Here is a 25,500-nt window from a genome sequence, read left to right as displayed (position 1 = left end):
CAGGGCTTCCTGCCGGAGGGGTAATCCATGCCCCGTGAGATTACCGCCTTTTCAAACCCTCTGGTAAAGTACGCGCGCGAGTTGCGCGACAAAAAGCATCGCAGGGGTTCGCGCCAGTTCATGGCGGAGGGATTGCGCATCCTGACGGAGGCGCGTGATACCGGGCGACTACCAAGCATCCTGTTCTACGCAGCGGGCAATGCCGACCATCCGCTGGTGCATGGCCTTTCGATCGAAGTGGAAATGGCGGGCGGCGAATCGATCCAGACCACGCCTGATATTCTGTCGAAGCTGTCGGGGAAGGATAATCCGCAAGCGGTCGTCGGCGTGTTTGACGAGTTTGCTGCCAAGCTCGAAGACCTTGATCGGGCATCGGCGGGAATATGGCTGGTGGCGGAGCGGCTGCGCGATCCCGGCAATCTGGGAACCATTCTGCGGACCGCCGATGCGGTCGGTGCCGGGGGGCTGATCCTGATCGGCGAATGCGTCGATCCGTTTTCGGTGGAGGCGGTGCGCGCGAGCATGGGCGCGCTGTTCACGGTGCCGGTGGTCAAGAGCGAGTGGCAGCCGTTCCTCGACTGGCTGCGGCAAGGGTCAGGACAGTTGGTGGGATTGAGCCTCGACACCGAACATGACTATCGCGGCGCGCGTTACGAGGCTCCAGCGTTCCTGCTGACCGGCAACGAGGCGCAGGGAATGCCCGCGGATTATTCCGAGGCGTGCGACCTGCTGGTCAAGATCCCAATGCTGGGCAAGGCCGATAGCCTGAACGCGGCGGTGGCGACCGCTGTCATGGCGTATGAAGTACTCGCGCAGCAGCGGGGCTGATCGAGCGCAAGAGCGATGACATTTCAGGCCTTGATCCGAGCCGCCAGTTTGCCCCCAGGTCATCGAACGGCTCGTGTGTTCTCCGTGTTTATCTCTATTCTTGCGATAGACGAGCGAATGTAAGCGCAGCCAGCTCGGTCTGATTTAGCCTCGAATTACACCCGATGTGCGGACCTCGCCGCCGTGATTGATGATCCGTCCGGATACCATGCCGCTGATGTGGACGATTGCGCCGTCCTCGATAATCACATCGCCGGCCACCATGCCGCTGATGCGGACCTCACGGCCGGACGGGACGATCACATCACCGGCGATCATGCCCGATACACTGCCGTCCCGGTCCATGACCAAGTCGCCGTCATACATTTCGCGCATCGTATCGCCCCCTATTGCGCCGCGTCCGAGAGGCGTGGCGGCTGCTCGTCACCGTAGCGTGCGAGCGCCTCGACCGGTTCCAGCACGCTGATTTCGCGCGCGCCGGGTTCGATATTGAGGTCGCGGAACTTGCGCGCCGAAACCAGCGCCCGGCTTTCGAAGCTGGAGACGAAGCTGTTGTAGTTGTTGACGGCCGTGGTGAGGCCGCTGCCGACCTTGCGAAGGTCCTCGCCGGCCTTCGCGAGACGATCGTAGAGTTCCTTGCCCAGGACACCGATGGCGCGAGCTTCGGTGGCGAGCTTTTCCTGACGCCAGACCGCAGCGACAGTGCGCGCGATGGCGACAAGGTTGGTCGGTGTCGCCAGAAGAACCCGCTTGTCGAAAGCGAACTGCCAGATCTCGTGGTCGTGTTCGAGTGCCGCGGAAAGAAAATGCTCTCCCGGGATGAACATGATGACGTAATCCGGCGTATCGGCAAATTGCGACCAGTAGCTTTTCGCCGACAGACCGTTGACATGCGCCCGGATCGATGTGGCATGGGCGATGAGACCGGCCTTACGATCGGCCTCGTCTACGGCGCCAAACGCATCCTGATAGGCGTTGAGAGATACCTTGGCATCGATGATCAGCGACTTGCCGCCTGGTATGGTGACGATCGCGTCGGGGCGCAGGCGACCGCCCTCCCCGTCGGCCACGCTGACTTCCATCGCGAAATCGGTGTGCTCTGCAAGACCGCAGCTCTCCAGCACATTGCGCAATTGCTGTTCGCCCCAACGGCCCCGGGCCTTGGGGGCATTGCGGAGCGCGTTGACGAGCTTGGCGGCTTCGCCGGAGACGCGTTCCTGACCGAGGCGCATCTGTTCGATCTGGCCCTTGAGGTCGCCGAAGGCGTCGCGGCGTTCCGCCTCGACCTTGGCGACACCCTCTTCGTAGCGCAGCAGGCGATCGTTCACCGGCTGAAGCAGTGACTTGAGGTTGGTCCCGGCGAGTTCCTCGGACTGACGAAAGCGCGCTTCAGCACGCTCCAGGAACGCCTTTTGCGCGTCGGTCAGCGCCTTGTTAGCAAGATCGTTGAACTGGGTGGCCATCAGATCCTTCGCCTCGCGCATGTCGGCTAGGCGGGTTTCGAAGGCTTCGTGCTGCGCCTTCAGCGTGGCTAGGTCGGCTCGCGCAGCGTCGCGGTCGGCGCGGATGGTCGTCAGTTCAATGCGAAGTGATTCGGCGGTGGCGATGAGGTCTTCGGCTTGGGCGCGGAGGGCGGCAAGATCGCGGATCGCGTCGTTGCGTTCACGTTCGACGGCGTCGCGAGTCTGGCGGACCAGGTCGGCGTCGGCAGCCCTGCTCTGCGCCACCGCAAGATCGGCGGCCAGCGTGGCGGCTTTGCGGTTTGCGAGCAGCCACCCGATGACGAGGCCGACGACGAGGGCCAAAATGGCGATGATGAGAGACTGGTCCAACGACTGCGTTTCCCTTGTTGTGGCGGGAACATACGTCGAACGTGCGGTTGGCGACAGGGAAATTTACCATTGGCAAGAACCCGTTCCTGCACGGCCGGCGCCCCGGATGTGTTCGGGGATCAACCCGTCCACGACCAGCCCGCCCACGCCTCCTGCTTTTCTCCCATCCGCGAAGTGGCCCCCGGAACACGTCGGGGATGACGGGGGAGGTGTGGCGGCTTTCCTATGGATCAGCCGCGGCGCATCTTGGTCAGCTTCTTCATCACCATGTCGCGCTTGAGGCGGCTGATGTGGTCGATGAACAATACGCCGTTCAGGTGATCGATCTCGTGCTGCATGCAGGTGGCGAGCAGCCCGGTGAGGTCTTCCTCATGCGTCGCGCCCTGTTCATCCTGCCAGCGAACGCGGCAGGCGGCGGGACGGGCGACGTCGGCGTATTGCTCGGGGATCGACAGGCAGCCTTCGTTATACGTGCTCGTCTCTTCGCTGACCGAGAGGATTTCGGGGTTGATATAGGCGTGAGGCGCCTTGATCGGCTTGTCGTCCTCGTCCTTCTCGTCCTGCAGATCGATGACGAGAATGCGGCTGTCGATTCCGACCTGTATCGCGGCAAGGCCGATGCCGTTGGCGGCGTACATCGTGTCGATCATGTCGGACACGAACGCGCGCGTGTCGTCGGTAATCGCCTCGACGGGCTTGGAGATGACGCGCAGGCGCGGATCGGGGACTTCGACGATAGGGAGGACTGCCATGACGGGTGAGCTAGGTCGGTCGTCAGGATGCGTCAAGATTGTGGGGCGTCAGGCAACGGGACGCCGCGCTCGCAGCGCCTGCGCGAGGGTGCCTTCATCGAGGTAATCCAGTTCTCCCCCCACCGGCAGGCCATGGGCGAGCTGGGTGACGCGGACGGGGAAGCGTTCGATGCGCTCCGCGAGGTAATGCGCCGTGGTCTGGCCTTCGAGGGTAGCGTTCATCGCCAGCACGACCTCGTCGATGCCGCCGGCCTCGACGCGGGTGACGAGGGCGTCGATCGACAGGTCTTCGGGGCGAACGCCTTCGAGCGCGGACAGGCGACCGCCGAGGACGTGGAACCGGCCAGAGAACAGACGCGAGCGTTCAAGCGCCCATAAGTCGGCGACTTCCTCGACCACGCAGAGCGAGCGCTGGTCGCGGCGCGGGTCGGCGCAGATCGCGCACGGGTTGGCGGTGTCGACGTTGCCGCAGGTGGCGCAGGTCTCAAGCCGTTCGTCGACCGCTTCCAGCGCGGCGCGCAATGGACCAAGCGCGGCGTCACGCTTCTTGAGCAGGTGAAGCACGGCGCGGCGGGCCGAGCGCGGGCCGAGGCCGGGAAGACGTGCCAGCGCCTGGGTCAGGGCTTCGATTTCGGGAGACGCCATAGCCAGAACAGATAGGGGGTTGCGCGCCCGCCCGCCAGCGCGTTGAAGGCGGCGATGCGGATCATCTTCATGGGAACTCCGGACTTCGCGGTGCCGACGCTGGAGGCGCTGGTGGATGCGGGCCACGATGTCGTCGCGGCGTACAGCCAGCCGCCGCGGCCGGCCGGGCGACGCGGGCGTGAAACGGTGGCGTCTCCGGTGCAGAGCCGGGCGGAGGCGCTTGGCATTCCCGTTCGGCACCCGGTCAGCCTGAAGGGGGCGGAGGAACAGGCGGCGTTTGCCGACCTCGACGCGGACGTGGCAATAGTAGCGGCCTACGGCCTGATCCTGCCGCGGGCCGTTCTGGACGCGCCGGTGCATGGCTGTCTGAACGTGCATGGATCGCTGTTGCCGCGCTGGCGTGGCGCGGCGCCGGTGCAGCGGGCGATCCTGGCCGGAGACGCCGAGACGGGGGTCGGCATCATGCAGATGGAAGCGGGACTCGATACCGGACCGGTTCGACTGGAGGGACGTGTCGCCGTTGAGGGCAAGACGGCTGGCGCGCTGACCCGGGAACTGGCGGCATTGGGCGCACGGCTGATGGTGGAGGTGCTGCGCGATCTCGAGGCGCATCCCGCCGTAGCGCAACCGGACGAGGGCGTGACCTATGCCAGCAAGATCGACAAGGCGGAGGCGCGGATCGACTTCACCCGGAGTGCGATAGAGGTCGAGCGGCTGGTGCGGGCGATGAACCCCGCCCCCGGAGCCTGGTTCGAGGTGGCTGGCGAGCGGGTGAAGGTGCTGGCAGCGGAGGTGTTGCCGTTCAGCTTCCCCGGCGGCGAGGGTATGACCGTCGATGCGGGGCTGACGATCGCATGCGGGGATGGCGCGATCCGACCGACGTCGGTGCAGCGCGCCGGGCGCGGGGTGACCAGCACGGCCGACCTGTTGCGCGGGTTTCCGGTACGATCGGCGACCCGACTTTGACGCGATTCGCGCTGACGGTGGAATATGATGGCCGGCCGTTCATGGGTTGGCAGCGGCAGAAGCATGGGCCGAGCGTGCAGGCGGCACTGGAAGAGGCGGTGTTCCTCGTGACCGGCGAGCGGACGGCGGTGCATGCGGCCGGGCGGACCGATGCGGGCGTGCATGGGCTTGGAATGCGGGCGCATGTCGATATCGTCAGGGCCATCACGCCATTCCGGTTAATGGAAGCGCTGAACGCGCGGGTGCGGCCGAACCCGGTTGCGGTCCTCGACTGCGTCGTAGTGGCGGACGATTGGCATGCGCGATTTTCGTGCCTGGCGCGCGCCTATGAGTATCGAATCGTCAATCGGCGCGCGCCGTTGACGTGGGAGGCCGGACTGGCATGGCAGGTGCCCCAACCACTGGATGATGCCGCGATGGCGGCGGCGGCGGCGGTGCTCGTCGGGCGGCATGATTTCACGACGTTCCGGTCGGCGCATTGTCAGGCGGATTCTCCGGTCCGAACGCTGGATGTCCTGACTGTCGAGCGGTCAGGAGAGCGGATCGCCGTGCGGGCCGCTGCGCGCTCGTTCCTGCATCATCAGGTGCGGTCGATGGTCGGGTGTCTGGCGTTGGTGGGTATGGGGCGCTGGTCGGTGGATCAGGTCGCCGAGGCGTTGGACGCGCGGGATCGGGCGCAGCTGGGACTGAATGCGCCGCCCGATGGCTTGTTCTTCGTGGCCGCCACATACCCCGTTTGAGGAGGCGCTGCCCTATCGAACGAAGCGCGCGGCCAGTTCCACATGGGTGGACCAACGGAACTGGCCGACGGGCTGAATCCAGTCGATGCGCCAGCCGCCCTCGATCAGGAGCTTGGCGTCACGGGCGAAGCTGCTGGGATTGCAGGAAACGTAGCCGATCACCTTCGACTGGCAAGCGGCGAGCGCTTCGGTCTGGTCGCGGGCACCGGCGCGGGGAGGATCGATGACGATCGCATCGAAACGGTCGAGTTCGGGAACGGTCAGCGGACGACGGTAGAGGTCCCGGTGTTCCGTGAAGACCTGCATCTGGCGGATGCCTGCGGCGGCTTTCAGGGAGAATACGGCATCGCGTGCGCCCTCCGCAGCATAGACACGCGCGGGAAGTGCGAGAGTGAAGGTGCCGAGGCCGGCGAACAGGTCGGCGATCGTGGCCGCGCCCCTGGTCGCTTCCCGCATCGCGGCGACAAGCGCGTCCTCGCCTTCCTGCGTCGCCTGCAGAAAGGATGCCGGCGGCAGCGGGACCGGGATACCGCCGAGCGTGATCGTCACCGGCTGCGGTTCCCAGCGTGACTCCGGACCGTCGCCGCTGTCGAGCGTGAAGCGCGCGATGCCGTGACGTTCGCAGTAGTCGGTTATCTTCTCCGCAGCAGCGAGGCCGTCGGCGGTCAGGTTGGTGACCATCACGTCCGGGCCCTGGTCGGACAGCGTCAGGTGCACGTCACCGCGGCGTTTGAAGCCGAGTTTTTGCAAAAGCGCTCTCAGGGGCGCGACGACGGCGAACAGTTCGGGCGCGAGAACGTGGCATTCGCGCATGTCGACAATGTCATGGCTCTTTTCGGCGTTGAAGCCGAGCGTGACGCGACCGCCCTTCCCTTCCGCGTGCAGCGTAGCGCGACGGCGGGTGTTCGGTGGTGAAACGAGCGGCGGGCGCAGTGTTGCGGTCAGATCCTGCCCGTCGAGCGCGCTGGCGACGCGATCGGTGACGAAGGCGGCATAGGCTTCGTCGTCGAGGTGCTGGAGCTGGCAACCGCCGCATTCGGGGAAGTGGCGGCACGGTGCAACCTGGTGATGTGGACCAAACGTCAGCGTGCCATCGTCGCCCAGCAGGTCGCCGGGCGCGGCGAAGGCGGCGTGACGACCGTCCCCGGTGACGCCATCGCCGCGGGCGGCGACGCGCAGGATCATGTTGTCGGATGTCATGCGCTGGCTCTGGCGGGGGTGAGCGCGTTTGCCAAGTCGTCGGCGATGAAGCTGTTGCCGCAAAACGCCGCGGCGCGGGCGTGGAGCCATGTGCCAGCGCTGGCGGCGGTGAGCGGATCGGCGTTCGGATAAGCGAGCTGTGCCGCGATCGTGCCGGCGAGAACGTCGCCGGTGCCGGCGGTGGAAAGCCACGGATTGCCGCCAGGGTGGACGATCGTTCGGGTCGCGCTGGCGACGATCGTGGTGGGGCCTTTCAACACCACGATCGCATTGGCGCGGGTTGCAGCGATGCGGGCGTGATCGAGCAACGAGCCTTCGGGGGTGCCGAACAGGGCGTTGAACTCGCCTGCGTGGGGAGTGAGGATGACAGCGTTCTTACGCGCCCTCAGCGCGTCGGGGTCGAGGAGGTGGAGCGCGTCGCCATCGATGACGATCGGGTGACCGTCGGCTTCGATCAGGGCGGCCAGACGGGTACGGGCCCGATCGTCGCGACCGAGCCCCGGGCCGATGAGGATCGCGCCGATACGCGTGTCGGCCAGTGCTTCGGGATCGTAGGGGCGATGAACGATCGCGTCCGGGCTACCCTGTCCGGTGCCGCCGTAGAGCGCCACGTAGCCGGCGCCGCTGCGCAGTGCGGCGACCGCGGCGAGGCGGGCGGCGCCCTCCATCGCGCCGGCGACGATGGCAACCATACCGCGAGTGTATTTGTGCGATTCTGGGCCAGGCTGCGGAAGATCGGGTCTTGCAGCGATGGTGACGCCATCCGGGCGATCGATGCCGAGGTCGATGAGGCGGATGGCACCGCATGCCGCCGCGGCGGGGTGGAGGACATGGGCCGGCTTTGGCGCGCCGAGAGCGAGCGTCACGGTGGCGGGGGTTTGTCTTGCCCAGACGGGGGCTTCCGCAGTGTCGGCATTCGTGCCGCTCGGAAGATCCGCCGCGATCACGATGCGCGCCGCCCGGGCGACACGTGCGAGGGCGGCATCGAGGTCGGGCGCGAGGGGACGTGTGAGGCCGCTGCCGAAGACACAGTCGATCAAGATCGGGGCTGGGCGGGTCTGGTCGAGCGGCTCGATAATGCCGGTCCAGCGGCTACGCGCACCGCGGGCGATTTCGGTTTTCGATTCAGCGTTTGCCGCTACGCGAACCGGAACGCCGGCGGCGTGCAGCGCCGCCGCGGCGACATAGCCGTCGCCGCCATTATTGCCGGGGCCGCAGAGGATCAGGACGTCGGCTCCCGCGGCGAGGCGTCGGGCGGATTGTGCGATCCCTTGTCCCGCCCGGTTCATAAGCGTTTCGGCCGAGGTGCCCGCGGCGATGGCGGCGTTCTCGGCAGCGCGCATTCCGGCTGTCGTCAGGATGGGCTGGCCGTGAACGGAAATCACCCGCCGCTCTTGATCGTCGCGGGCAGGCGATAGCGGCTACCGCCGATCGATACGTCGATCGACCCGGCGTCGGGAATGGTGACCTGTGCCGCCTCCGCGCCATCGGCGGCGATGACGCCGCGACCGTCCCTGGTAACCAACAGGCGGTGGAACCCGCCGTCGGAATGCCGCAGGGTGAGGATCAGGCCCTGCCGGCCTTGCGCCTGTTCGATCGTGCAAGTGCGCTGCAAAGCGCCCTGACCCCGGGCGCAAAGAATGTTGCCGTCATCCTCGGCGGCCTTCGCCTGTTGTGCCTCTGCCTGCGCGAGGACGTTGGTGTTCGCGGTCTGTGTCGCGGGATTTCCGCATCCGGCGAGGAGCAGCAACGCTCCTGCCGCCAGTCCGCGATCAAATATCCGCATAGACGTGGGTTTCGGCTTTCGCGCCGGGGTGGGTAACGGCGCCTTGCCATGCGGGACCGACGTTCTGCGCATAGCGCCACAATGCGCCCGAGCCGTAATCGTTCACCCGCGGTTGCCATGCGGCACGGCGAGCCACGAGCGTGGCGTCCTCGACGACGAGGTCGATGGTGCCGGCCTCGGCATCGATACGGATCGTGTCGCCGTCCTCGACCAGCGCGATCGGACCGCCCTCGGCGGCCTCGGGGCCGACGTGGCCGATGCAGAAACCGCGGGTGGCCCCGGAAAAGCGACCGTCGGTGATGAGCGCGACCTTTTCGCCCATGCCAAGGCCGTAGAGCGCGGCGGTGGTCGACAGCATCTCGCGCATGCCGGGGCCGCCCTTCGGCCCCTCGTAGCGGATGACGAGGACTTCACCTTCGTTGATGCTGCGCGCCTCGACCGCGGCGAAGCAATCCTCCTCACAATCGAAAACGCGCGCCGGCCCTTCGAACTGGAGGCGGTGCATGCCGGCGACCTTCACGATCGCGCCATCGGGAGCGAGGCTGCCACGCAGGCCGACGACGCCGCCGGTCGGGCTCAGCGGGGTATTGACGTCGTAGATGACCTTTTGGTCCGGGTTCCACGTCACCTGATCGATGTTCTCGCCCAAAGTCCTGCCCGTGACCGTCATGCAATTGCCGTCGAGCAGGCCGCCGTTCAGCATCGTCTTCATCAGCATGTAGACGCCGCCGGCCTCGTACATGTCCTTGGCGACATATTGCCCGCCGGGCTTGAGGTCGGCGATATAGGGCGTCGACTTGAACGCTTCGGCAACGTCGAACAGGTCGAAGTCGATGCCTGCCTCGCTGGCCATCGCGGGCAGGTGGAGCGCGGCATTGGTCGATCCGCCGGTGGCTGCGACGACGCGGGCGGCGTTGATGAAGGCTTCGCGCGTGCAGATGTCGCGGGGACGGAGCTGTTTCGCGACCAGTTCCATCACCTGCGCACCGGCGGCGACGGCGATCTGTTCGCGCGTGGTGTAGGGTGCGGGAACCATGTTGCTGTTCGGCAGGCTGAGCCCGATCGCCTCGCCGACGCAGGCCATGGTATTGGCGGTGAACTGGCCGCCGCATGCGCCGTGACCGGGGCAGGCGACCTTTTCCAGCTCGTGCACTTCCGACAGCGGACAGGCGCCGGCGGCGTATTTGCCGACGACTTCGAACACGTCGACGACGGTGACGTCGCGGTTCTGAAAACGGCCGGGCAGGATCGATCCGCCATAAACGAAGATCGACGGGATGTTGAGGCGCAGCATCGCCATCATCATGCCGGGGAGCGACTTGTCGCAGCCGGCGAAACCGACGAGCGCGTCGTAGCAATGGCCGCGGACGGACAGCTCGACCGAATCGGCGATCACCTCACGGCTGACCAGCGAGGCTTTCATGCCCTGATGGCCCATCGCGATGCCGTCGGTGACGGTGATCGTGTTGAACCGGCGCGGCATGCCGCCGCCGTTGATGACGCCGGCCTGCGCGGCATCGGCCTGCGCGTCGAGCGTCGTATTGCACGGCGCCGAATTGTTGCCGGCACTGGCCAGCGCGACGAAGGGCTTGGCGATATCCTCTTCAGCGATCCCCATCGCGTAATAATAGCTGCGATGCGGGGCGCGCTCTGGTCCTACCGAGACGTGGCGGCTCGGCAAACGGGTCTTGTCGAACTGGGTCATGGCGACAGGCTATTGCGTCGAGCCAGCCCGCGACGCAAGTCTGTTACGCTAAAATTAGCTCAGAGCGCGTCCAGAGCCTTCGCGACGCCGTCCATGGTGAAAGGCTTCTGCAACACGGGGCGGTCGCGGAACTGGGCATCCACGCTATCGTCACTGCCGCCGGTGGCGAATACGAACGGAATGTCGCGTGCGGCGAGCGCTTCGGCGACGGGCGTGCTCTTCTCGCCGCCCCGCAGGTTGACGTCGAGGATGGCGGCGTCGATGCCGCCGCCTTCAACGCGTGCAAGTGCGCTAGCGACACTATCGACGGTGCCGACGGCGGTCTTGTCCAGAACCTCGAGGAAATCCTCGAGCATCATCGCGATGAGCGGTTCATCCTCGACGATGAGGATCTGCATGGGGGAAGGCATGCATGGTCCTTACCCGCGGTTGTTGCGCAATGCCAACATGTTGTTTGCAAGAGCAGCCCGGGACGAAACCTGCCCCTCCACCCCCTTGCGATGCTGGGAAGGAATCACGTGGCGGCCAGCACGTCCCTTGCCGCTTCTGCCAGTTGTTGCACGCTGAACGGTTTTGGCAGGAAGGCGACGTTGTCGAGGTCGATCGACTTGCGCAATTGCTCCTCGGCATAGCCGGACATGAAAATGATCGGCAGGTCCGGGTAGCGATCGCGCGCATGGCGGACCATCGTCGGGCCATCCATCGTCGGCATGACCACGTCGCTGATGAGCAGATCCGGTCGGCCGTTCTTGTCGAGCAGATCGAGTGCAGCTTCTCCATTTTCGGCGGTCATTACGGTGTATCCCTGTCGGGTCAGCGCGCGTTCGGCAACGGCCCGAACCATGTCTTCGTCCTCGACCAGCAGGATGGTGCCGGTGCCCCACATCTCGACCGGCTTCGCGGGTGCCCGGGTCGGAACGGGCGTGCGGGTGACCGTGCCGGCGGCATGGACGGGCAGATACATCGTAAAGGTTGCGCCCTGACCCGGCTTTGATTCGGCGAAGATCCAGCCGCCCGATTGTTTGACGATGCCATAGACGGTCGACAGGCCCAGGCCCGTGCCCTTCCCCACTTCCTTGGTGGTGAAGAAGGGTTCGAAGATCTTCGGCAGAATTTCGGGCGGGATGCCTGCACCGGTATCACTGACGACGAGTGCGGTGTAATCCGCGACCGGCAGTATGTCGGACGCCATCGCACGAACCTCCGCTGCGGTCACCGCCTTGGTCTGGATCGTGAGCGTGCCGCCGCCGCGTGGATTGTGCGAGAGCATCGCGTCGCGGGCATTGACGGCGAGGTTGACGACCACCTGCTCCAGCTGGCCCGGATCGGCGCGTACTGCGCCAAGATTGCGGCCGTGCGTGACGTCGAGCGTGATCTGTTCGCCCATGAGCCGCTTGAGGAGATTGGAAACCTCGGCAACCACATCGGGCAATTGCAGGGTCTGGGGGCGCAGGGTTTGCTGACGGCTGAACGCCAGCAGCTGACGGGTCAAGCTGGCGGCGCGGTTGGAATTTGTACGGATCTGCTGGATGTCGTCATAGTCGCTGTCGCCAGGTGAATGGCGCATCATCATCAGGTCGCAATGCCCGATGATGGCGGTGAGGATGTTGTTGAAGTCGTGGGCGACGCCGCCGGCCAGCTGACCGACCGCCTGCATCTTCGTCGCCTGCGCGACCTCACGCTTCAAACGGCTTTCCTCGCTATTGTCCTTCAGGCTGAGCAGCACCGCGGCGTCGCCCAATCCCCGGGCACCGGCAATGGTCAGAGCGACGGGTTCTTCCGGGTGGCTCTTCAGCCGGACGGCCATGTCCGACGAGTGCGTCGCGCCGCCGGCGAAGCGTCGAATGGCGTCGGCAACCGCAGTCTTGTCCTCGCGCACGACGAGGTCTCCGGGGTAGAGCGGAGGTGCGTGCGGATCGACGCCGGCGGCACGGATGAAGGCGTCGTTCATCTGGAGGAAGCGCCCTTCGCGATCGACCAGTGCCATGCCGAACGGCATCAGGCTGACAAGGCTGCGGACATGAGCGGAGGCGCTCGCGCCGATCGCGGGAGCAGTATCCTCGTCGTCGAGCAGCGCGACGAGCACCGGGGCATCCTCCGCCTCCATGAACGGGATCTGGAGGACGCGGAGCGGTGTACCGTCGAGCCCTTCACGTTCGAAGCGGACGAGTCCACGGCTGTCGGTGATGAGCAGGCGGGCGAAATCCCGCCCCTCGATCGCGCCGATTCCGCCGAGTGCCCGCTGGGTGAGCACGCGGTTGGCGGCGCGGACCCGACCGTCGGGGCCTATCAGCGCGGCCATCACGCCTGCACCACCAAGGCGATCCCCGGTCGCGCCGCCGATGAGCGTCTCGGTCGAGGCAACGACGTCGTGCTTCTGAAGGACGACGAAGCGCCAGACGAGCATGTCGCCTTCGTCGCCGGAGCGGGTGATGTGCGCGCGAATGCGGTGCGCCCCGACATGCATGCCTGAAACGTCCGCCGAACCGTCCCGCCATGCGATCCGGCCCGCATTGCCGAGTTGGGCGACGCCATCGCCACCCAGGGGCAATCCGGGCGGCGTCGGAAAGCCGGCAAACAACGTCTCGTAGGCGTCGTTCGCGCAGACAAGACGGCCGGCGCGGTCGGTGATCGCCACGGCGTCCCCGCTCGCTTGCGCGACGGTGCGCGTAAATTCCCAATCGACCGATTGCTGATCACGCACCGACGGCGAGGAAAGCAGGCGCCACGCGACGACGGCCCCACCTGCGATGATGCCGATCGCTGCGAATCCGGCGGCGGCAGCGACGCTGCCGACGAGGAGTAGCACGAGACCGGCGGCGGCGAGCGTGGCTATACCCGCGACCACGGCGGCAGCGCGGGTGGGATCAAGGCCTGCGGGGATCGGGTGGGACGCCATGTCGGCGATGTCATCGCGGGATGTGACGGGCGGCGTCAAGCGATTGGTTTGGCTGGGCCCAGGGAGAAGAGACGTGAAGACGTAACCGTGCGTCGAGTGCGGCTCGACCTTGGCAATGTCCGCTTGAGGTCAATGACAGTCCCTCCCCCGCCGGAGCGAGGGAGGGATGACGTCTACCAGATCCGGACGCGCTGTTCGGGCGTCAGTACCAGCTTCCCGGTGGGCGCCGGCTTGAAGGCCGGATACCAGGGATCGAGATTGCGGACGACCCAGGTGCGCTGTTGCGAGGGGCTGTGCGGATCGGTCATCAGCCGCTGCTTGAGGTTGGCCTCGCGGTAGTTGCGACGCCACACCTGCGCCCAGCCGAGGTAGAAGCGTTGATCGCCGGTCATGCCGCCGATCACCGGTGCCTCCTTGCCGTTCAGCGACTTCTTGTAGGCATCATAGGCCACCGACAGGCCGGCGAGGTCCGCGGTGTTCTCACCGAGCGTCAGCGCACCCTTCACGTGCAGACCGGGCAGCGGTTCGTACGCGTCATATTGCGCGACGAGCTTGCCGGTCAGTGCCTTGAACCGCTCGACATCCTGCGGCGTCCACCAGTCGGTCAACTGCCCCTTGGCGTCGTATTTCGAGCCCTGATCGTCGAAATGATGGCTGAGTTCGTGTCCGATCACCGCGCCGATGCCGCCATAGTTCACCGCCGGATCGGCATTGGGATCGAAGAACGGCGGCTGCAGGATCGCGGCGGGGAAGACGATCTCGACCATGCCGAAATTGGCATAGGCGTTCACCGTCATCGGGGTCATGCCCCATTCCCAGCGCTGCAACGGTTTGCCGAGATGACCGATGTTGTAGTTGTAGCGCCATTCCGCCGCGCGCCGTTCGTTGCCGAACGCATCGCCGGCGACGATCTTCAGCGCGGAATAGTCGCGCCAGCGGTCGGGATAGCCGATCTTCGGGGTGAAGGCCGCGAGCTTGGCATGCGCCTTCACCTTGGTTTCGGGCGCCATCCAGTCGAGCTTGTCGATGCGCGTTCCCATCGCGGCGAGCACGTTCTTGACGAGCGTGTCCGCTGCCGCCTTCGTTTCGGGCGGGAAATATTGCGCGACATAGACCTTGCTGACCTCGTCGGACAGCGCGCCGCTGGTGAAGCCGACCGCGCGCTTCCAGCGCTCCTCCTGCTGCGGCGTGCCTGACAGGAGCGTACCATAGAAGGCGAATTGCTCCTGATCGAAGGCGGCAGGCAGCACGTCGGCATAATTGTCGAGGCTGCGGATCAGCAACTGGTCCTGCAACACGCCGATTGGTGCCTGCGCGATCAGCGCGGCAATCCCGGTGATCGCGGACGGCTGGCTGACGTTGAGGCTGTCGACGGGGGTGCCGAGCCCCTTCAGATAGGTGACGAAGTCGAAGCCCGGCGCGGCGCGCGTCAGATCGGCGACGGTCATCTTGTTGTACGTCTTGTTGGCGTCGCGGCTGTCGATGCGGGTCCAGCTGACCTGCGCGATCCGGGTTTCGAAATCGATGAGCGCCTTGGCGCGTGCGGCGGCGTTCGGCTCGCCGGCCAGAGTGAACATCCTGGCGACATGCGCCTCGTAGCCTGCCTTCTCCTTGGCGTTCTTGGCTTCGAGGTAATAATCGCGATCGGGCAGACCGAGGCCGGACTGGCGGACGCCGACGATGTACACCTCCGGATTTTTCGCGTCCTGGCCGACGCCGGTGCCGAAGGGCGTGCCGACGCCCTGACGCGCGGCCTTGGCGATCAGCGCCGCGTAACTTGCCTTGGTTGCCGATTTGATCTGCGTCATCCACGGTTTGATCGGCGCGAGGCCCTTCTTCTCGATTTCCGTCGTGTCGAGATAGGTTGCGTAGGCAGTGCCGATCTTCGAACCCTTGTCCTTGGCGGCCGCTTCGAGGATGCCGCGGGTACGGTCGCGCGAACGGTCGGCGAGCACGTCGAAAGCGCCGAAGCTCGATTTGTCGGAGGGGATGGCGGTGCTCTTCGCCCAGGCGCCGTTGGCATAGTCGTAGAAGTCGTCGCCCGGTGCGGCGGCACGGTTCATCCCCGCCTCGTCGAAGCCATAGGTGCCCAGTTCGGGCTTGCCGGCGGTCGTGGCTGGTGCGGGCGCGGTTTGGGCGTGGACGATGCCGGCGAGCGCCGACGCGCCGAGCAGACCGGCGATGAGGATGGTTTTCATGGCTACTCCAGACGAAACGAAAACCGCCGCCCGCCGGTCAAGGCGGACGGCGGTGAGATTATTCAAACTTCTAAGTGGGCTGCGACGCTTCCGAGCTTTCCACCGTCACCCCGGACTTGCTCCGGGGTCCACTGGTCCGCGAAGGAAAAGCTGGAGCCGCGAACGCCTCCCCCATCCGCGAAGTGGACCCCGGAACCAGTCCGGGGTGACGGAGGATGTGGGACAGCCAAAGGTTCACAGACAGCCGAGGCTTACCAGATCTTGATGCGGTCGGCGGGCGCGAGATAATATTTCTGGCCCGGCTTCACGTCGAACGCCGGATACCAGGCGTCCATATTGCGGACGACATAGGCGCGCCACTGGCCCGGCGTGTGCGGATCGGTGGTCAGCTGGTTCTTGATCGCCGCCTCGCGCGCCTTGGTCTGCCAGACCTGTCCGAAGCCCATGAAGAAGCGCTGATCGCCGGTGAAGCCGTTCAGCACAGGTGCTTTCTTGCCCTTCAGCGACAGTTTGTAGGCGTCGTAGGCGACGTTGATGCCGGCGAGGTCGGCCATGTTCTCGCCCAGCGTCAGCTGGCCGTTGACCTTGCTGCCGGGGATCGGTTCGTAGGCGCCGTATTGCGCGACGACCTTGTCGGTCAGCGCGCCGAAGCGCTTGACGTCCTCTGCCGTCCACCAGTCGGCGAAATTGCCCTTCGGATCGAACTTGCGACCCTGATCGTCGAAGTGGTGCGAAAGCTCGTGGCCGATCACCGCGCCGATCGCGCCATAGTTGACGGCCGGATCGGCGTTGGGATCGAAGAACGGCGGCTGGAGGATCGCGGCCGGGAACACGACCTCGTTCATCAGCGGGTTGGCGTAGGCGTTGACCGTCTGCGGGGTCATGAACCATTCGGCGCGATCGACCGGCTTGCCGATCTTGTCGAGCTGACGCTTGTATTCGAACTCCGCGACGCGGTCGGCGTTGCCGAGCACGTCGCCCTTCACCACGCGCAGGTTGGTATAGTCGCGGAACTTGTCGGGGTAGCCGATCTTCGGCGTGAACGCCGCCAGCTTGGCGCGCGCCTTCACCTTGGTCTCGGGTGCCATCCATTCCAGCTTGGCGAGACGGGCATCCATCGCGCTGATCAGGTTGCGGACCAGTTCGTCGGCCTTCGCCTTGGCCTCGGGCGGAAAATACTTCTGAACGTAGACCTGGCCGACCGCCTCACCCAGACTGCCGTTGACGAGGTCGACGCCGCGCTTCCAGCGCTCCTTCAGCTGCGGCGTCCCCGACAGGGTCGTGCCGTAGAACGCGAACTGCGTGTTGACGAAGTTCGACGACAGCAACGGTGCGGCGTTCGAGATGGTGTGGAACGCCAGATATTCCTTCCACACCGGCAGCGGCGTGGCGGCGACGATCTTGGCGGTCGCGGTCAGCGCCGAAGGCTGGCCGACGATCACGCGCGTCTGCGCGCCGAGGCCCTGTGCGGCGAGCATCGCCTTCCAGTCGAAGCCCGGCATCGCGGTGGCGAGCTGCGCCACCTCCATCGGGTTGTAGCCCTTTTCGACCTGACGCAGTTCGGCGCGCTCCCAGTGCACCTGCGCGATGCTCTTCTCGAGGTCGAAGATGCGCTGTGCCGCGCCCTGTGGGTCAGGCTGGCCGGCCATGCGCAGCATGTCGGCGATGTAGGCGACGTACTTGGTGCGCGCCTCGGCGAACTTGGGATCGTCCTTCAGGAAGTAATCGCGGTCCGGCAGGCCGATGCCGCCCTGGCCGAGATAGACGGCGTAAACGGTGTTGTCCTTCAGGTCCTGCTGCACGCCGGCGCCGATCGGCACGTCGATGCCGTGCATCGTCGCTTCGCCGAACGCCATGGCGAGATCGGCCTGCGTGTTGATCGCAGCGATCTTGGCAAGATACGGCTTCAGCGGCGCGGCGCCGGCAGCCTCGATCTTGGCGACGTCCATGAAGCTGGCATAGGTATCGCCGATCTTGGCCGACACCGGATCGCCGCCGGGATTGGCGGCCGAGCCTTCGATCACCGCGCGGGTCCGTTCGTCGGACAGGTTGCGCAGGATCGCGAAGCCGCCCCAGCTGGAACGGTCGGCAGGAATCTCGGTGCGGGCCATCCACGCGCCGTTGACGTAATTGTAGAAGTCGTTGCCGGGCAGGACAGCCTTGTCCATCGCGGTCAGATCGACACCGAAGTCACCGAGCTGCGGCTTGCCGGGGACCGGCGCGGCCGTCGTGGCTGCGGTCTGGGCGTAGACGGCGCCGGTTGCGGCGGAGGCGAGCAGAAGAGCGGCGATAACCGTATTGCGCATCGAGTATCCTTGGGAAAACGACTCTTGATGCGCAGTGTTGTAATCAGTTAAAACGGCTCGTCAAATATGGTTTCCATTGTGACGATGTCGCCACTTGCGCGCGATCCACAGCCGCCAGCCGAGTGCCGTCAGCGCGTAGCCCAGCACCGCGCAGACGGTGGTGAGGACGATCAGGCCCAGCCCGAACGCCGGCCCCTGCGACCAGAGCCAGTCGAGCGCCCCGGTGAGCCATTGGAGCCAGCCGGTAGCCGCCTGTGTGACCGGCTGGGTAATCGCGGGCGCGTCGCTCCGCAGCAGCCACGTGCCGATACGGTATGCGACATACCAGAGGAACGGCGTCGTCAGCGGGTTGGTGATGAAGGTCGTCAGTGCCGCGACCGGCACGTTCGCGCGGAACGGCAACGCGAACAGCGCGGCGATGGCGATCTGCGCGACCGGGAACAGGAAGCCCGCGACCATCCCGAGCGCCACGCCGCGCGGAACAGAGCGGCGATTGAAGCGCCACAGGCCGGGCTCCATCACGCGATGCGCGACGGGACGAAGCAAGCGGTTTGATTCCATCGATTCGCGCGTCGGCATGTTGCGCCGGCACCATGCGATACTCTTGTGGAACATGCCCGGCGCTGTGGCTGCCATCAGCCCCGGTCGCGCATGATGCGACCGGCTTCGCGCTTCCACTCGCGCTCCTTGATCGCGGCGCGCTTGTCGTGATCCTTGCGACCCTTGGCCAATGCCAGCTCCACCTTCGCGCGCCCTCGCCCGTTAAAATACACACTAAGCGGCACAAGGGTCATCCCCTCGCGCGCGACGGCACCGTGGAGCTTGTTTATCTCACGTTCGTGAAGCAGCAATTTACGGGGGCGCTTCGCTTCGTGATTGAAGCGGTTGCCGTGGCTGAATTCGGGCACGTTGGCGTTGACCAGCCAGACGATGCCATCGCGCACCTCGGCATAGCTCTCGGCGATGCTGCCCTCGCCGAAGCGGAGCGACTTCACCTCGGTGCCGGTGAGCGCGATCCCCGCCTCGTAGACGGTGTCGATGGTGTATTCGAACCGCGCCTTGCGGTTCTCGGCGACGATCTTCTTCTTGTCGAAGGTGGCGGGTTTGGGACGCGACATGTGGGGGCGATGTAGGGGGTGATGGGGGGCAAGGGAAGCGGGAGGCGGTTATTCCTGCCAGAGGCAGATCGTGACAGACATTCCTCCCCCGCAAGGGGGGAAGGACTTGGTCAGATCAGGCCGGCATGTGCCAGCGCCGCGTCTACTGCCGCACGCGAGCTTTCGGAGGGCCACGTCATCGGCAGGCGGATACCCATGGGAAAATCGGCCCGTACGCGGGTCATGGCGTATTTCACCGGACCGGGCGATGCGTCGGTGAAGAGCGCGTCGTGCAGGGGGTAGAGCCTGTCCTGCAATGCCAATGCCTTCTTGAAATCTCCCGACTGACAGGCAACCTGAAACTCTGCGCACAGGCGGGGCGCGACGTTGGCGGAGACGGAGATGCAGCCCCTGCCCCCCATCGCGTTGAAGGCCAGCGCCATGTCGTCGTTGCCCGACAGCTGTATGAAGTCGGGGCCGCACGCCTCGCGGTGGGCGGAGACCCGCGCGATCGCCCCGCTGGCGTCCTTCACCGCGACGAATACCTTGGGAAAGGCATTGACGATCCGGGCCATCGTGGCGGGCTGGATATCGGTCACTGTGCGTGCCGGCACGTTGTAGAGGACGATCGGGAGTTCGGCGGTTTCCGCCAGTCGGGCGAAGTGCTGGTAGATGCCGTCCTGGCTCGGCCGATTATAATAGGGGGGGACCATCAGCGCGGCGTCGGCACCGGCGTCGCGGGCGCGGGCAATATTGGCGGCGGCGACGACCGTGTCGTTCGATCCTGCCCCGGCGATCACCGGCACGCGGCCCGCCGCCTGATCGACGCACACCCGGACGATGCCGAAATGCTCGTCGGCGGTCAGCGTCGCCGCTTCTCCGGTGGTGCCGCAGGGAACGAGCGCCGACGATCCTTCGGCAATCTGCCAGTCGACCAGCGCGCGGTAAGCAGCCTCGTCGAACATGCCGTCATCGGCGAATGGCGTGACGAGGGCGGGGATGGAACCTGAAAACATGAGGTAATTCGCGCTCCTGCTGCGCCGGGACGGGTTTTCGTTCAGGACAGATACGGGTGGAGGCCGTATGATGTCCACATGCACCCAGCCACGCTTCCGATCGGCCTCCTTCTCGCCACCTTCGCCAGCGTCACCGCGGCTCCCGTCCAGATGCAGGTTCAGCCCGTTCCGCAAGCCGCGGATCAGGATCAGCTGGACCGCTATCGTACGCAGATGGCGAACATGTCGCCGCGGGCGCCACAGAACCCCGCCGATGGCGCGATCGCCGCATCGATCGCGCAGTGGAAGGCGATCGGGCAGACCGATGCGCTGCCGTTCGACAGCTATGCCGGGTTCCTGATGGCGCATCCCGGCTGGCCGAGCGAAGCCGCCAACCGGCGCGCGGCGGAGCGGCAGGCGGCGAACGCTTCGCCGGCCAATGCCATCGCCTATTTCACCCGCTTCCCCCCGCTCGGCGGTGCCGGCCTGGTCGCGCAGGCGCGGGCGTTTCAGGCGGTCGGACGCATGCCGGAGGCGCAGGCCGCGGCGCGGGCTTCGTGGCGCAAGGGCGGGTTGTCGGCGAACGACGAGGCGACTGTGCTGAGCGGCTTTGCGGGCGCGCTGACCCCCGACGATCACGATGCGCGAATGGATGCGCTGCTCTGGCAGAGCGCGACCGGCGTCGCCGGGCGGCAGATCGCATACACCAGCCCCGCACGCCGTCCGGTATTCGAGGCGCGGCTGGCGTTCCGGACCAACGCGGCGAACGCTGCCGACCTCGCGATGCGCACGCAGGATCAGTATGCTAATGATCCGGGCTATGTCGCCGATCGGGCGATATGGCTGCGGAATTCCGGCGCTTCGCCGACGGCGCGGTCGTGGCTGGCGCGGCCGCGGGCGCTCGCCAATCGACCCGGCGATGTCGAGAAATGGTATGAGGTGCTGCTGATCAATGCGCGCGGTGCGCAGGCGGACAGCCAGTATCAGGTCGCCTACGATATCGCGCGACAGGTCGACGACGCCTACCCCGCCGTCACCGACGTATCGACCAAGCCCTATGGCGAGCGCGACGATTACACGAGCCTCGTCTGGCTCGCCGGGCAGGTCGCGATGAAGCAGTTGGGTCGACCGGCGGACGCGATGGTGATGTTCGAGCGCTACGGCCGCGGCAGCCAGGCGCCGCAGACGCGGGCGAAGGGATTCTATTGGGCGGGCCGCGCGGCGGAGGCAGCGAACAAGTCGGCGGAGGCGGCAAATTACTACGCTCGCGCCGGGGGCTATCGCGACCAATTCTACGGTCAGCTGGCGCTGGAACGGACCGGCAAAGCGCTGGTGGCACCGCCGACGATCGGCGCGCCGGCGATCGCGCCTGCGGTGCGACAGGCGTTCGCCAACCGCGAGACGGTGCGGGCAGTACGGTTCCTGGGGCAGATCGGCAGCTGGCAGGACCAGACGGCCTTCGTCCGCCAGATCGCGGCGCAGGCGACCAGCGACACCGATCACCTGCTCGCCGCCGAACTGTCGCGCGAGATCAACCGTCCCGATCTGGGCGTGATGGTCGGCCGCAGCGCGATGCAGAATGGGCTGAGCGACTATTCTGCGGCGGGCTTTCCGACTGTGAGCGTGCCGGCCGGGTATGAGGACAATTGGACGCTGATCCACGCCATCGCGCGGCAGGAGAGCCAATTCGACAAGACCGCGGTCAGCCATGCCGGTGCGCGTGGGCTGATGCAGCTGATGCCTGCCACTGCGCGCGAACAATCGGGCAAGATTGGCATTTCCTACAATCCGTCGGCACTCACGAGCGATCCCAATTTGTCGATTATGCTGGGGTCGAGCTATTTTCAGCGGATCTTCGGCATCTATGGCAGTTATCCGCTGGCCATCGCTGCTTACAACGCCGGTGGTGGCAACGTGAACAAGTGGCTGCGCGCCAATGGCGATCCGCGCACTGGCGGGGTCGACATGGTCGACTGGATAGAGGCGATTCCCTATATGGAGACGCGAAACTACGTGCAGCGCGTGCTGGAAAATGCGGTGGTCTACGACCTCATCAATCCGGGCCGCGCGAAGAGCCGGGGGCCGGCGAACCTCAGCTGGTATCTGGGCAAGCGTCCGGGCTGATCGGTGGAACAACGGCCGAATTACATCACGCCGGCGGGTTATGCGACGCTGAGCGCCGAATACCAGCAGCTGTTCGGCACCGAGCGCCCGGCTCTGGTCGAAACGATCGCCTGGGCAGCGGGCAACGGCGACCGGTCCGAGAACGGCGACTATATCTATGGCCGCAAGCGATTGCGCGAGATCGACCGGCGACTGGGCTGGCTGTCCAGGCGAATGAAGGCGGCCAAAGTCGTCGATCCTGCAAAGTCACAGGACCGCAATCGGGTGTGGTTCGGCGCGACGGTGACGATCGCGGACGAGGACAACAACCAGCGCGTGCTGACTCTCGTCGGCGACGACGAGGCTGAGGCCGGTTCGGGTCGGATCGGATGGAATGCCCCGATCGCACGGGCATTGCGCGGGTCAACCGCGGGCGACCTGCGGCGGGTGGTACTGCCCGCGGGCGAGAAGGAATATGAGGTGATTGCCATAACTTACCCGGCGGAGTGAGGAACGCTGAGCCCCTCTGCCCGGTTATTGACGGCAGAAGGAGAGCGATCATGGCCGAGACCCCACGCACCGAGACTGCCCGCGACAACGACGACACCGATCTGATCGAGGGCATGATCCCGACCGGCGATGCCGTGGCCGGATCGAGCGGCGGCAGGCTGGCGCAGGACGTCGGCAGCAAGGACGACCTGACCCGCGCAATCGACGATCCGGAAGCACACGAGCGGGTCACCAAACAGAACGACGTGAACCACGGTCAGGCACGTCCGGCGGATCGCGGGCCGAACCGCTGACGCAGAACGCTTAGCGGTTGACCGGATGCGCCCGGCCCGCGAGGTTCGCGCGCATGGAAGACAACAACCGCAACATCGCCCTGCTGATCGACGCCGACAACGCGTCGTGGCACGCGATCGATCCCGTCCTGACGGTGCTGGCAGAACTTGGCACCGTCAACATTCGCCGGGTCTACGGCAATTGGTCGAAGCCTGCGCTGAAGGGCTGGCGAGACATGACGGTAAAGCACGGTATCGAGCCGCAGCAGCAGTTCGACCTGACCAAAGGCAAGAACGCCACCGACATGAAGATGACGATCGACGCGATGGACCTGCTGTTCCGCGGGCGGATCGGCGGGTTCGGCATCATGTCGTCGGACAGCGACTTTATGCCGCTGGCGATGCGGATCCGGCAGGATGGCATCCCTGTATACGGCTTCGGCAATGCCAAGACGCCCGAGGCGTTCAAGCAGGCGTGCACCCGCTTCATTGATGTCGGCGCGCTGGTGAGCGAGGCGAAGGCGGAAGTCGTGGCGGCTGCGCCTGCGAGACCGGCGAGCGTCGACGTACCGATCGGCGATTCGCTGCCGCCGTCGATCGCCGTCGCCAAGACGAAGAAGCCGATCGATCCCGAGCTGATCGCGTTGCTAATCGATGCCTATCAATCGGTGAAGCGCGACGAGAAGGGCTATGTCAGCGTTTCCAAAATGGGCCAGCTGGCCGGCAACCGGTCGAGCTTCGACACCCGGAATTACGGCTATCAGCGGTTGTCGGACCTGATCCTTGCGGTGCCGAACTTCCAGTCTGAGCGGCGGCCAGACGGGGTGTACGTCAAGCGGGTGCGCTAGGCTGGTCTGTGGTGGCGTGATAGGATGATGCGATGAACCAATACTCGCCCATGAAGACTGGACCATTGCGCGTTCCCTTGCGGGCGGACCACTTCATGTTCCTCGACGCGCGGGGCGCATTCGAGAGCTACGGGCGAGTTGAGTTGATCGAAGGGGAACTGCTCTACATGAACGCGCAGTTTCGCCCGCACATGGTCGCCAAGGACGAACTCGCCTATCGTTTGCGTCAAGCGCTCGAAACGGCGGCGATCGACCTGTTCGTCGGCACCGAAGGATCGGTGCGGCTGTCGGACAATGACGTTCCTCAACCCGATATCATCCTGACATCGGAGCCGCGTGGCGATGGCCCCATTCCCGGAACGAGCGTGAGCCTGCTGGTCGAGGTGGCGGATACCACCCTCGATCACGATCTTGGGCGCAAGGCGGCGGTGTACGCTCACGCCCGCGTACCGGAGTATTGGGTCGTCGACCTGAATGCGGGCGTGATCCATCAGCTCGCCATGCCGGCGACGGCAGGGTTCGACTGGCGAGCGGAAGTTCCGTTCGGCGATCCCATCACCTCCATGGCGATCCCCGGCCTGACAGTGGCAACCGACCGGCTGTAATCAGCCTGACCGCGGATCGGGCATCACCAGCAGGGCGCAGGTGCCGGGGACGGCATCCTCATAGACAAGTTCGCCGCGCAGCTGGCGCGACAGACTGGCGATCATCCGCATACCAAGGCTCTGCCGCGACGCCGATTTGAGGTCGAAGCCTTCGGGCAGGCCGTGGCCATTGTCGCGAACCGTGAGGTGCAATTCCTGTGCCCTGTCGACGATCGCGACGTGGATCTCGCCGCCGTCGTCATAAGCGTATTTGATCGCGTTGGTGACCAGTTCCGTCACCAGCAAGCCGATCGGTATGGCCGAATCCGCACTGATGTGGATGCGTGCGACGTCGCAGGCGATGGTGTGGAGCGGCGCCTGTTCGCGCAATTGTTCGACGATGCCGCCGATCAGATCGTCCAGAGCGACGATGCCGACCTGTTCACCACGCCACAAACGGTCGTGTGCCTGCGCTATTGCGGTGATCCGCGCCTGAGCATCGCCAAGCAGTCGGGTGATCCGTTCGTCGGGATCGGCCTGCATCTGGAGGTTGAGCAGACCCGATACCATCGCCAGGCTGTTCTTGACGCGATGGCTCGCCTCGCGCGTCAGCAGCTCCTGATGCTCGAGCGCGTGGTTGAGCCGGCGCTCGGCCTCCTGTCGCTCGATCGCTACGCCGATCAGATTGGCAAACCCCTGCATGAAGGCGAGGTCGGATGCTTCGAACTTGCCCTCGTCCGGACTGTCGACCTCGAGCACGCCGAAACGGCGGCCGCTCGCCTCCACCAGCACGTTGATCGCGCGGCGGATGTGGTGATCGGCCATGAACGAGGGCGTGCGGAAGCGCGTCTCGTTCTCGAGATGGTTCGAGATCACCGCCTCACCGGTGTGGTAGGCGTAACCGGCGGGTGAACCGAGATCGGCGCGCATCTCGGTGCCACCGACCACGCCCTCGCGCCAGCCGACTCCGTTGCGGACGAGCAGCACGTTTTCATCGGCGCAATGTTCAAGGAATTTGCAATAGCGCGAGCGCATGCCCTCGGCGCACAGTTCGACTGCGCGCTGCAGCATCGGTTGCAGGTCGCGGGCGCGCAACGCCTCGATACCGAACTTCGCCAGCACCGATTGCTGTTGCAGCCGGTATTGCAGCTCACCCGCGCCCGGCGCTTGATCCCCGCCGGGTGATTCCTCGACCACGGCCAATCCTTCGCATCTCCTTGGACGGGCTGCTGCC

Annotated in this window: 24 protein-coding genes; 8 read left to right on the top strand and 16 right to left on the bottom strand. The window is 65.6% G+C overall.

From position 1 onward, the window contains the following. Positions 1 to 27: 27 nt before the first annotated feature. Entirely contained in the window at positions 28 to 828 is an 801-nt protein-coding gene (locus LRA87_RS08350; RefSeq protein WP_230630903.1) for a TrmH family RNA methyltransferase, read from the top strand. A gap of 144 nt (positions 829 to 972) precedes the next feature. On the opposite strand, the gene LRA87_RS08345 is transcribed toward LRA87_RS08350, so the two are convergent. From LRA87_RS08345 to recR, 4 genes are all read right to left on the bottom strand, one after another. Next, the gene (locus tag LRA87_RS08345) at positions 973 to 1,194 is read right to left on the bottom strand and encodes a hypothetical protein (RefSeq protein ID WP_230630902.1); all 222 of its coding nucleotides are present in this window, start codon (positions 1,192 to 1,194) and stop codon (positions 973 to 975) included. Between the two features lie 20 nt (positions 1,195 to 1,214). Continuing rightward, complete coding sequence (rmuC, locus tag LRA87_RS08340; protein ID WP_230630901.1) at positions 1,215 to 2,660, bottom strand: DNA recombination protein RmuC; 1,446 nt, start codon at positions 2,658 to 2,660, stop codon at positions 1,215 to 1,217. Positions 2,661 to 2,890: 230 nt separating this feature from the next. Continuing rightward, positions 2,891 to 3,412, bottom strand: coding sequence for a peptide deformylase (gene def, locus LRA87_RS08335; RefSeq protein WP_230630900.1), 522 nt, complete (start codon positions 3,410 to 3,412; stop codon positions 2,891 to 2,893). Positions 3,413 to 3,460: 48 nt separating this feature from the next. Beyond that, complete coding sequence (gene recR, locus LRA87_RS08330; RefSeq protein WP_230630899.1) at positions 3,461 to 4,057, bottom strand: recombination mediator RecR; 597 nt, start codon at positions 4,055 to 4,057, stop codon at positions 3,461 to 3,463. Positions 4,058 to 4,111: 54 nt separating this feature from the next. Here recR and fmt point away from each other — a divergent pair, with 54 nt between their 5' ends. Continuing rightward, entirely contained in the window at positions 4,112 to 5,023 is a 912-nt protein-coding gene (gene fmt / locus LRA87_RS08325; protein ID WP_230630898.1) for a methionyl-tRNA formyltransferase, read from the top strand. Then, positions 5,020 to 5,763: a tRNA pseudouridine(38-40) synthase TruA gene (truA, locus tag LRA87_RS08320; RefSeq protein ID WP_230630897.1), complete on the top strand. Its 744-nt coding sequence runs from the start codon at positions 5,020 to 5,022 to the stop codon at positions 5,761 to 5,763. The genes fmt and truA overlap by 4 nt, the downstream gene beginning before the upstream one ends. Before the next feature lie 12 nt (positions 5,764 to 5,775). On the opposite strand, the gene LRA87_RS08315 is transcribed toward truA, so the two are convergent. The 11 genes from LRA87_RS08315 to dapA all read right to left on the bottom strand — a co-directional run bounded on the left by LRA87_RS08315 (position 5,776) and on the right by dapA (position 19,970). Further along, the gene (locus LRA87_RS08315; RefSeq protein ID WP_230630896.1) at positions 5,776 to 6,963 is read right to left on the bottom strand and encodes a class I SAM-dependent RNA methyltransferase; all 1,188 of its coding nucleotides are present in this window, start codon (positions 6,961 to 6,963) and stop codon (positions 5,776 to 5,778) included. Next, positions 6,960 to 8,348 carry an NAD(P)H-hydrate dehydratase gene (locus tag LRA87_RS08310; RefSeq protein ID WP_230630895.1) on the bottom strand — a complete coding sequence of 463 codons (1,389 nt, stop codon included), beginning with the start codon at positions 8,346 to 8,348 and terminating at the stop codon, positions 6,960 to 6,962. The genes LRA87_RS08315 and LRA87_RS08310 overlap by 4 nt, the downstream gene beginning before the upstream one ends. Then, positions 8,345 to 8,749, bottom strand: coding sequence for a hypothetical protein (locus LRA87_RS08305; protein WP_230630894.1), 405 nt, complete (start codon positions 8,747 to 8,749; stop codon positions 8,345 to 8,347). The genes LRA87_RS08310 and LRA87_RS08305 overlap by 4 nt, the downstream gene beginning before the upstream one ends. Further along, positions 8,736 to 10,454, bottom strand: coding sequence for a dihydroxy-acid dehydratase (gene ilvD, locus LRA87_RS08300; protein WP_230630893.1), 1,719 nt, complete (start codon positions 10,452 to 10,454; stop codon positions 8,736 to 8,738). Before ilvD ends, LRA87_RS08305 begins: the two co-directional genes overlap by 14 nt. Before the next feature lie 59 nt (positions 10,455 to 10,513). Further along, positions 10,514 to 10,864 (bottom strand): response regulator, encoded by a 351-nt coding sequence (locus LRA87_RS08295; RefSeq protein ID WP_230630892.1) that lies wholly within the window; start codon positions 10,862 to 10,864, stop codon positions 10,514 to 10,516. 104 nt (positions 10,865 to 10,968) lie between these two features. Next, on the bottom strand, positions 10,969 to 13,353 hold the full coding sequence (locus LRA87_RS08290) for a hybrid sensor histidine kinase/response regulator (protein WP_230630891.1): 2,385 nt from the start codon (positions 13,351 to 13,353) through the stop codon (positions 10,969 to 10,971). Positions 13,354 to 13,526: 173 nt separating this feature from the next. Beyond that, on the bottom strand, positions 13,527 to 15,551 hold the full coding sequence (locus tag LRA87_RS08285) for a M13 family metallopeptidase (protein ID WP_230630890.1): 2,025 nt from the start codon (positions 15,549 to 15,551) through the stop codon (positions 13,527 to 13,529). Between the two features lie 251 nt (positions 15,552 to 15,802). After that, a complete protein-coding gene (locus tag LRA87_RS08280) occupies positions 15,803 to 17,857 on the bottom strand; it encodes a M13 family metallopeptidase (protein ID WP_230630889.1) in 2,055 nt (684 codons plus the stop codon). A gap of 60 nt (positions 17,858 to 17,917) precedes the next feature. Further along, entirely contained in the window at positions 17,918 to 18,472 is a 555-nt protein-coding gene (locus LRA87_RS08275; RefSeq protein WP_230630888.1) for a DUF2062 domain-containing protein, read from the bottom strand. Positions 18,473 to 18,492: 20 nt separating this feature from the next. Further along, the gene (smpB, locus tag LRA87_RS08270) at positions 18,493 to 18,975 is read right to left on the bottom strand and encodes an SsrA-binding protein SmpB (RefSeq protein ID WP_230630887.1); all 483 of its coding nucleotides are present in this window, start codon (positions 18,973 to 18,975) and stop codon (positions 18,493 to 18,495) included. A gap of 110 nt (positions 18,976 to 19,085) precedes the next feature. Continuing rightward, a complete protein-coding gene (gene dapA, locus LRA87_RS08265) occupies positions 19,086 to 19,970 on the bottom strand; it encodes a 4-hydroxy-tetrahydrodipicolinate synthase (RefSeq protein WP_230630886.1) in 885 nt (294 codons plus the stop codon). Positions 19,971 to 20,048: 78 nt separating this feature from the next. On the opposite strand from dapA, the gene LRA87_RS08260 reads away from it, so the two are divergent. Genes LRA87_RS08260 through LRA87_RS08240 form a run of 5 tightly spaced genes read left to right on the top strand, consistent with a single transcriptional unit; the run spans position 20,049 to position 24,287 of the window. Further along, positions 20,049 to 22,073 (top strand): lytic transglycosylase domain-containing protein, encoded by a 2,025-nt coding sequence (locus tag LRA87_RS08260; protein ID WP_230630885.1) that lies wholly within the window; start codon positions 20,049 to 20,051, stop codon positions 22,071 to 22,073. 3 nt (positions 22,074 to 22,076) lie between these two features. Continuing rightward, a complete protein-coding gene (gene greB, locus LRA87_RS08255) occupies positions 22,077 to 22,562 on the top strand; it encodes a transcription elongation factor GreB (protein WP_230630884.1) in 486 nt (161 codons plus the stop codon). A gap of 50 nt (positions 22,563 to 22,612) precedes the next feature. Further along, positions 22,613 to 22,855 (top strand): hypothetical protein, encoded by a 243-nt coding sequence (locus LRA87_RS08250; RefSeq protein WP_230630883.1) that lies wholly within the window; start codon positions 22,613 to 22,615, stop codon positions 22,853 to 22,855. Positions 22,856 to 22,908: 53 nt separating this feature from the next. Continuing rightward, positions 22,909 to 23,682, top strand: coding sequence for an NYN domain-containing protein (locus LRA87_RS08245; RefSeq protein WP_230630882.1), 774 nt, complete (start codon positions 22,909 to 22,911; stop codon positions 23,680 to 23,682). Positions 23,683 to 23,732: 50 nt separating this feature from the next. After that, a complete protein-coding gene (locus LRA87_RS08240) occupies positions 23,733 to 24,287 on the top strand; it encodes a Uma2 family endonuclease (RefSeq protein WP_230630881.1) in 555 nt (184 codons plus the stop codon). Here LRA87_RS08240 and LRA87_RS08235 read toward each other — a convergent pair whose 3' ends face one another. Next, positions 24,288 to 25,463 carry a sensor histidine kinase gene (locus LRA87_RS08235; RefSeq protein ID WP_230630880.1) on the bottom strand — a complete coding sequence of 392 codons (1,176 nt, stop codon included), beginning with the start codon at positions 25,461 to 25,463 and terminating at the stop codon, positions 24,288 to 24,290. It lies immediately after the preceding gene. Positions 25,464 to 25,500: the final 37 nt, after the last annotated feature.

It is taken from the genome of Sphingomonas sp. Leaf37 (genome assembly GCF_920939475.1).
In the GTDB taxonomy this organism is placed as follows: Bacteria; Pseudomonadota; Alphaproteobacteria; order Sphingomonadales; family Sphingomonadaceae; genus Sphingomonas.
The sequence above is the reverse complement of the archived record's forward strand: the minus strand, read 5'-3'. Positions and strand labels throughout refer to the sequence as shown.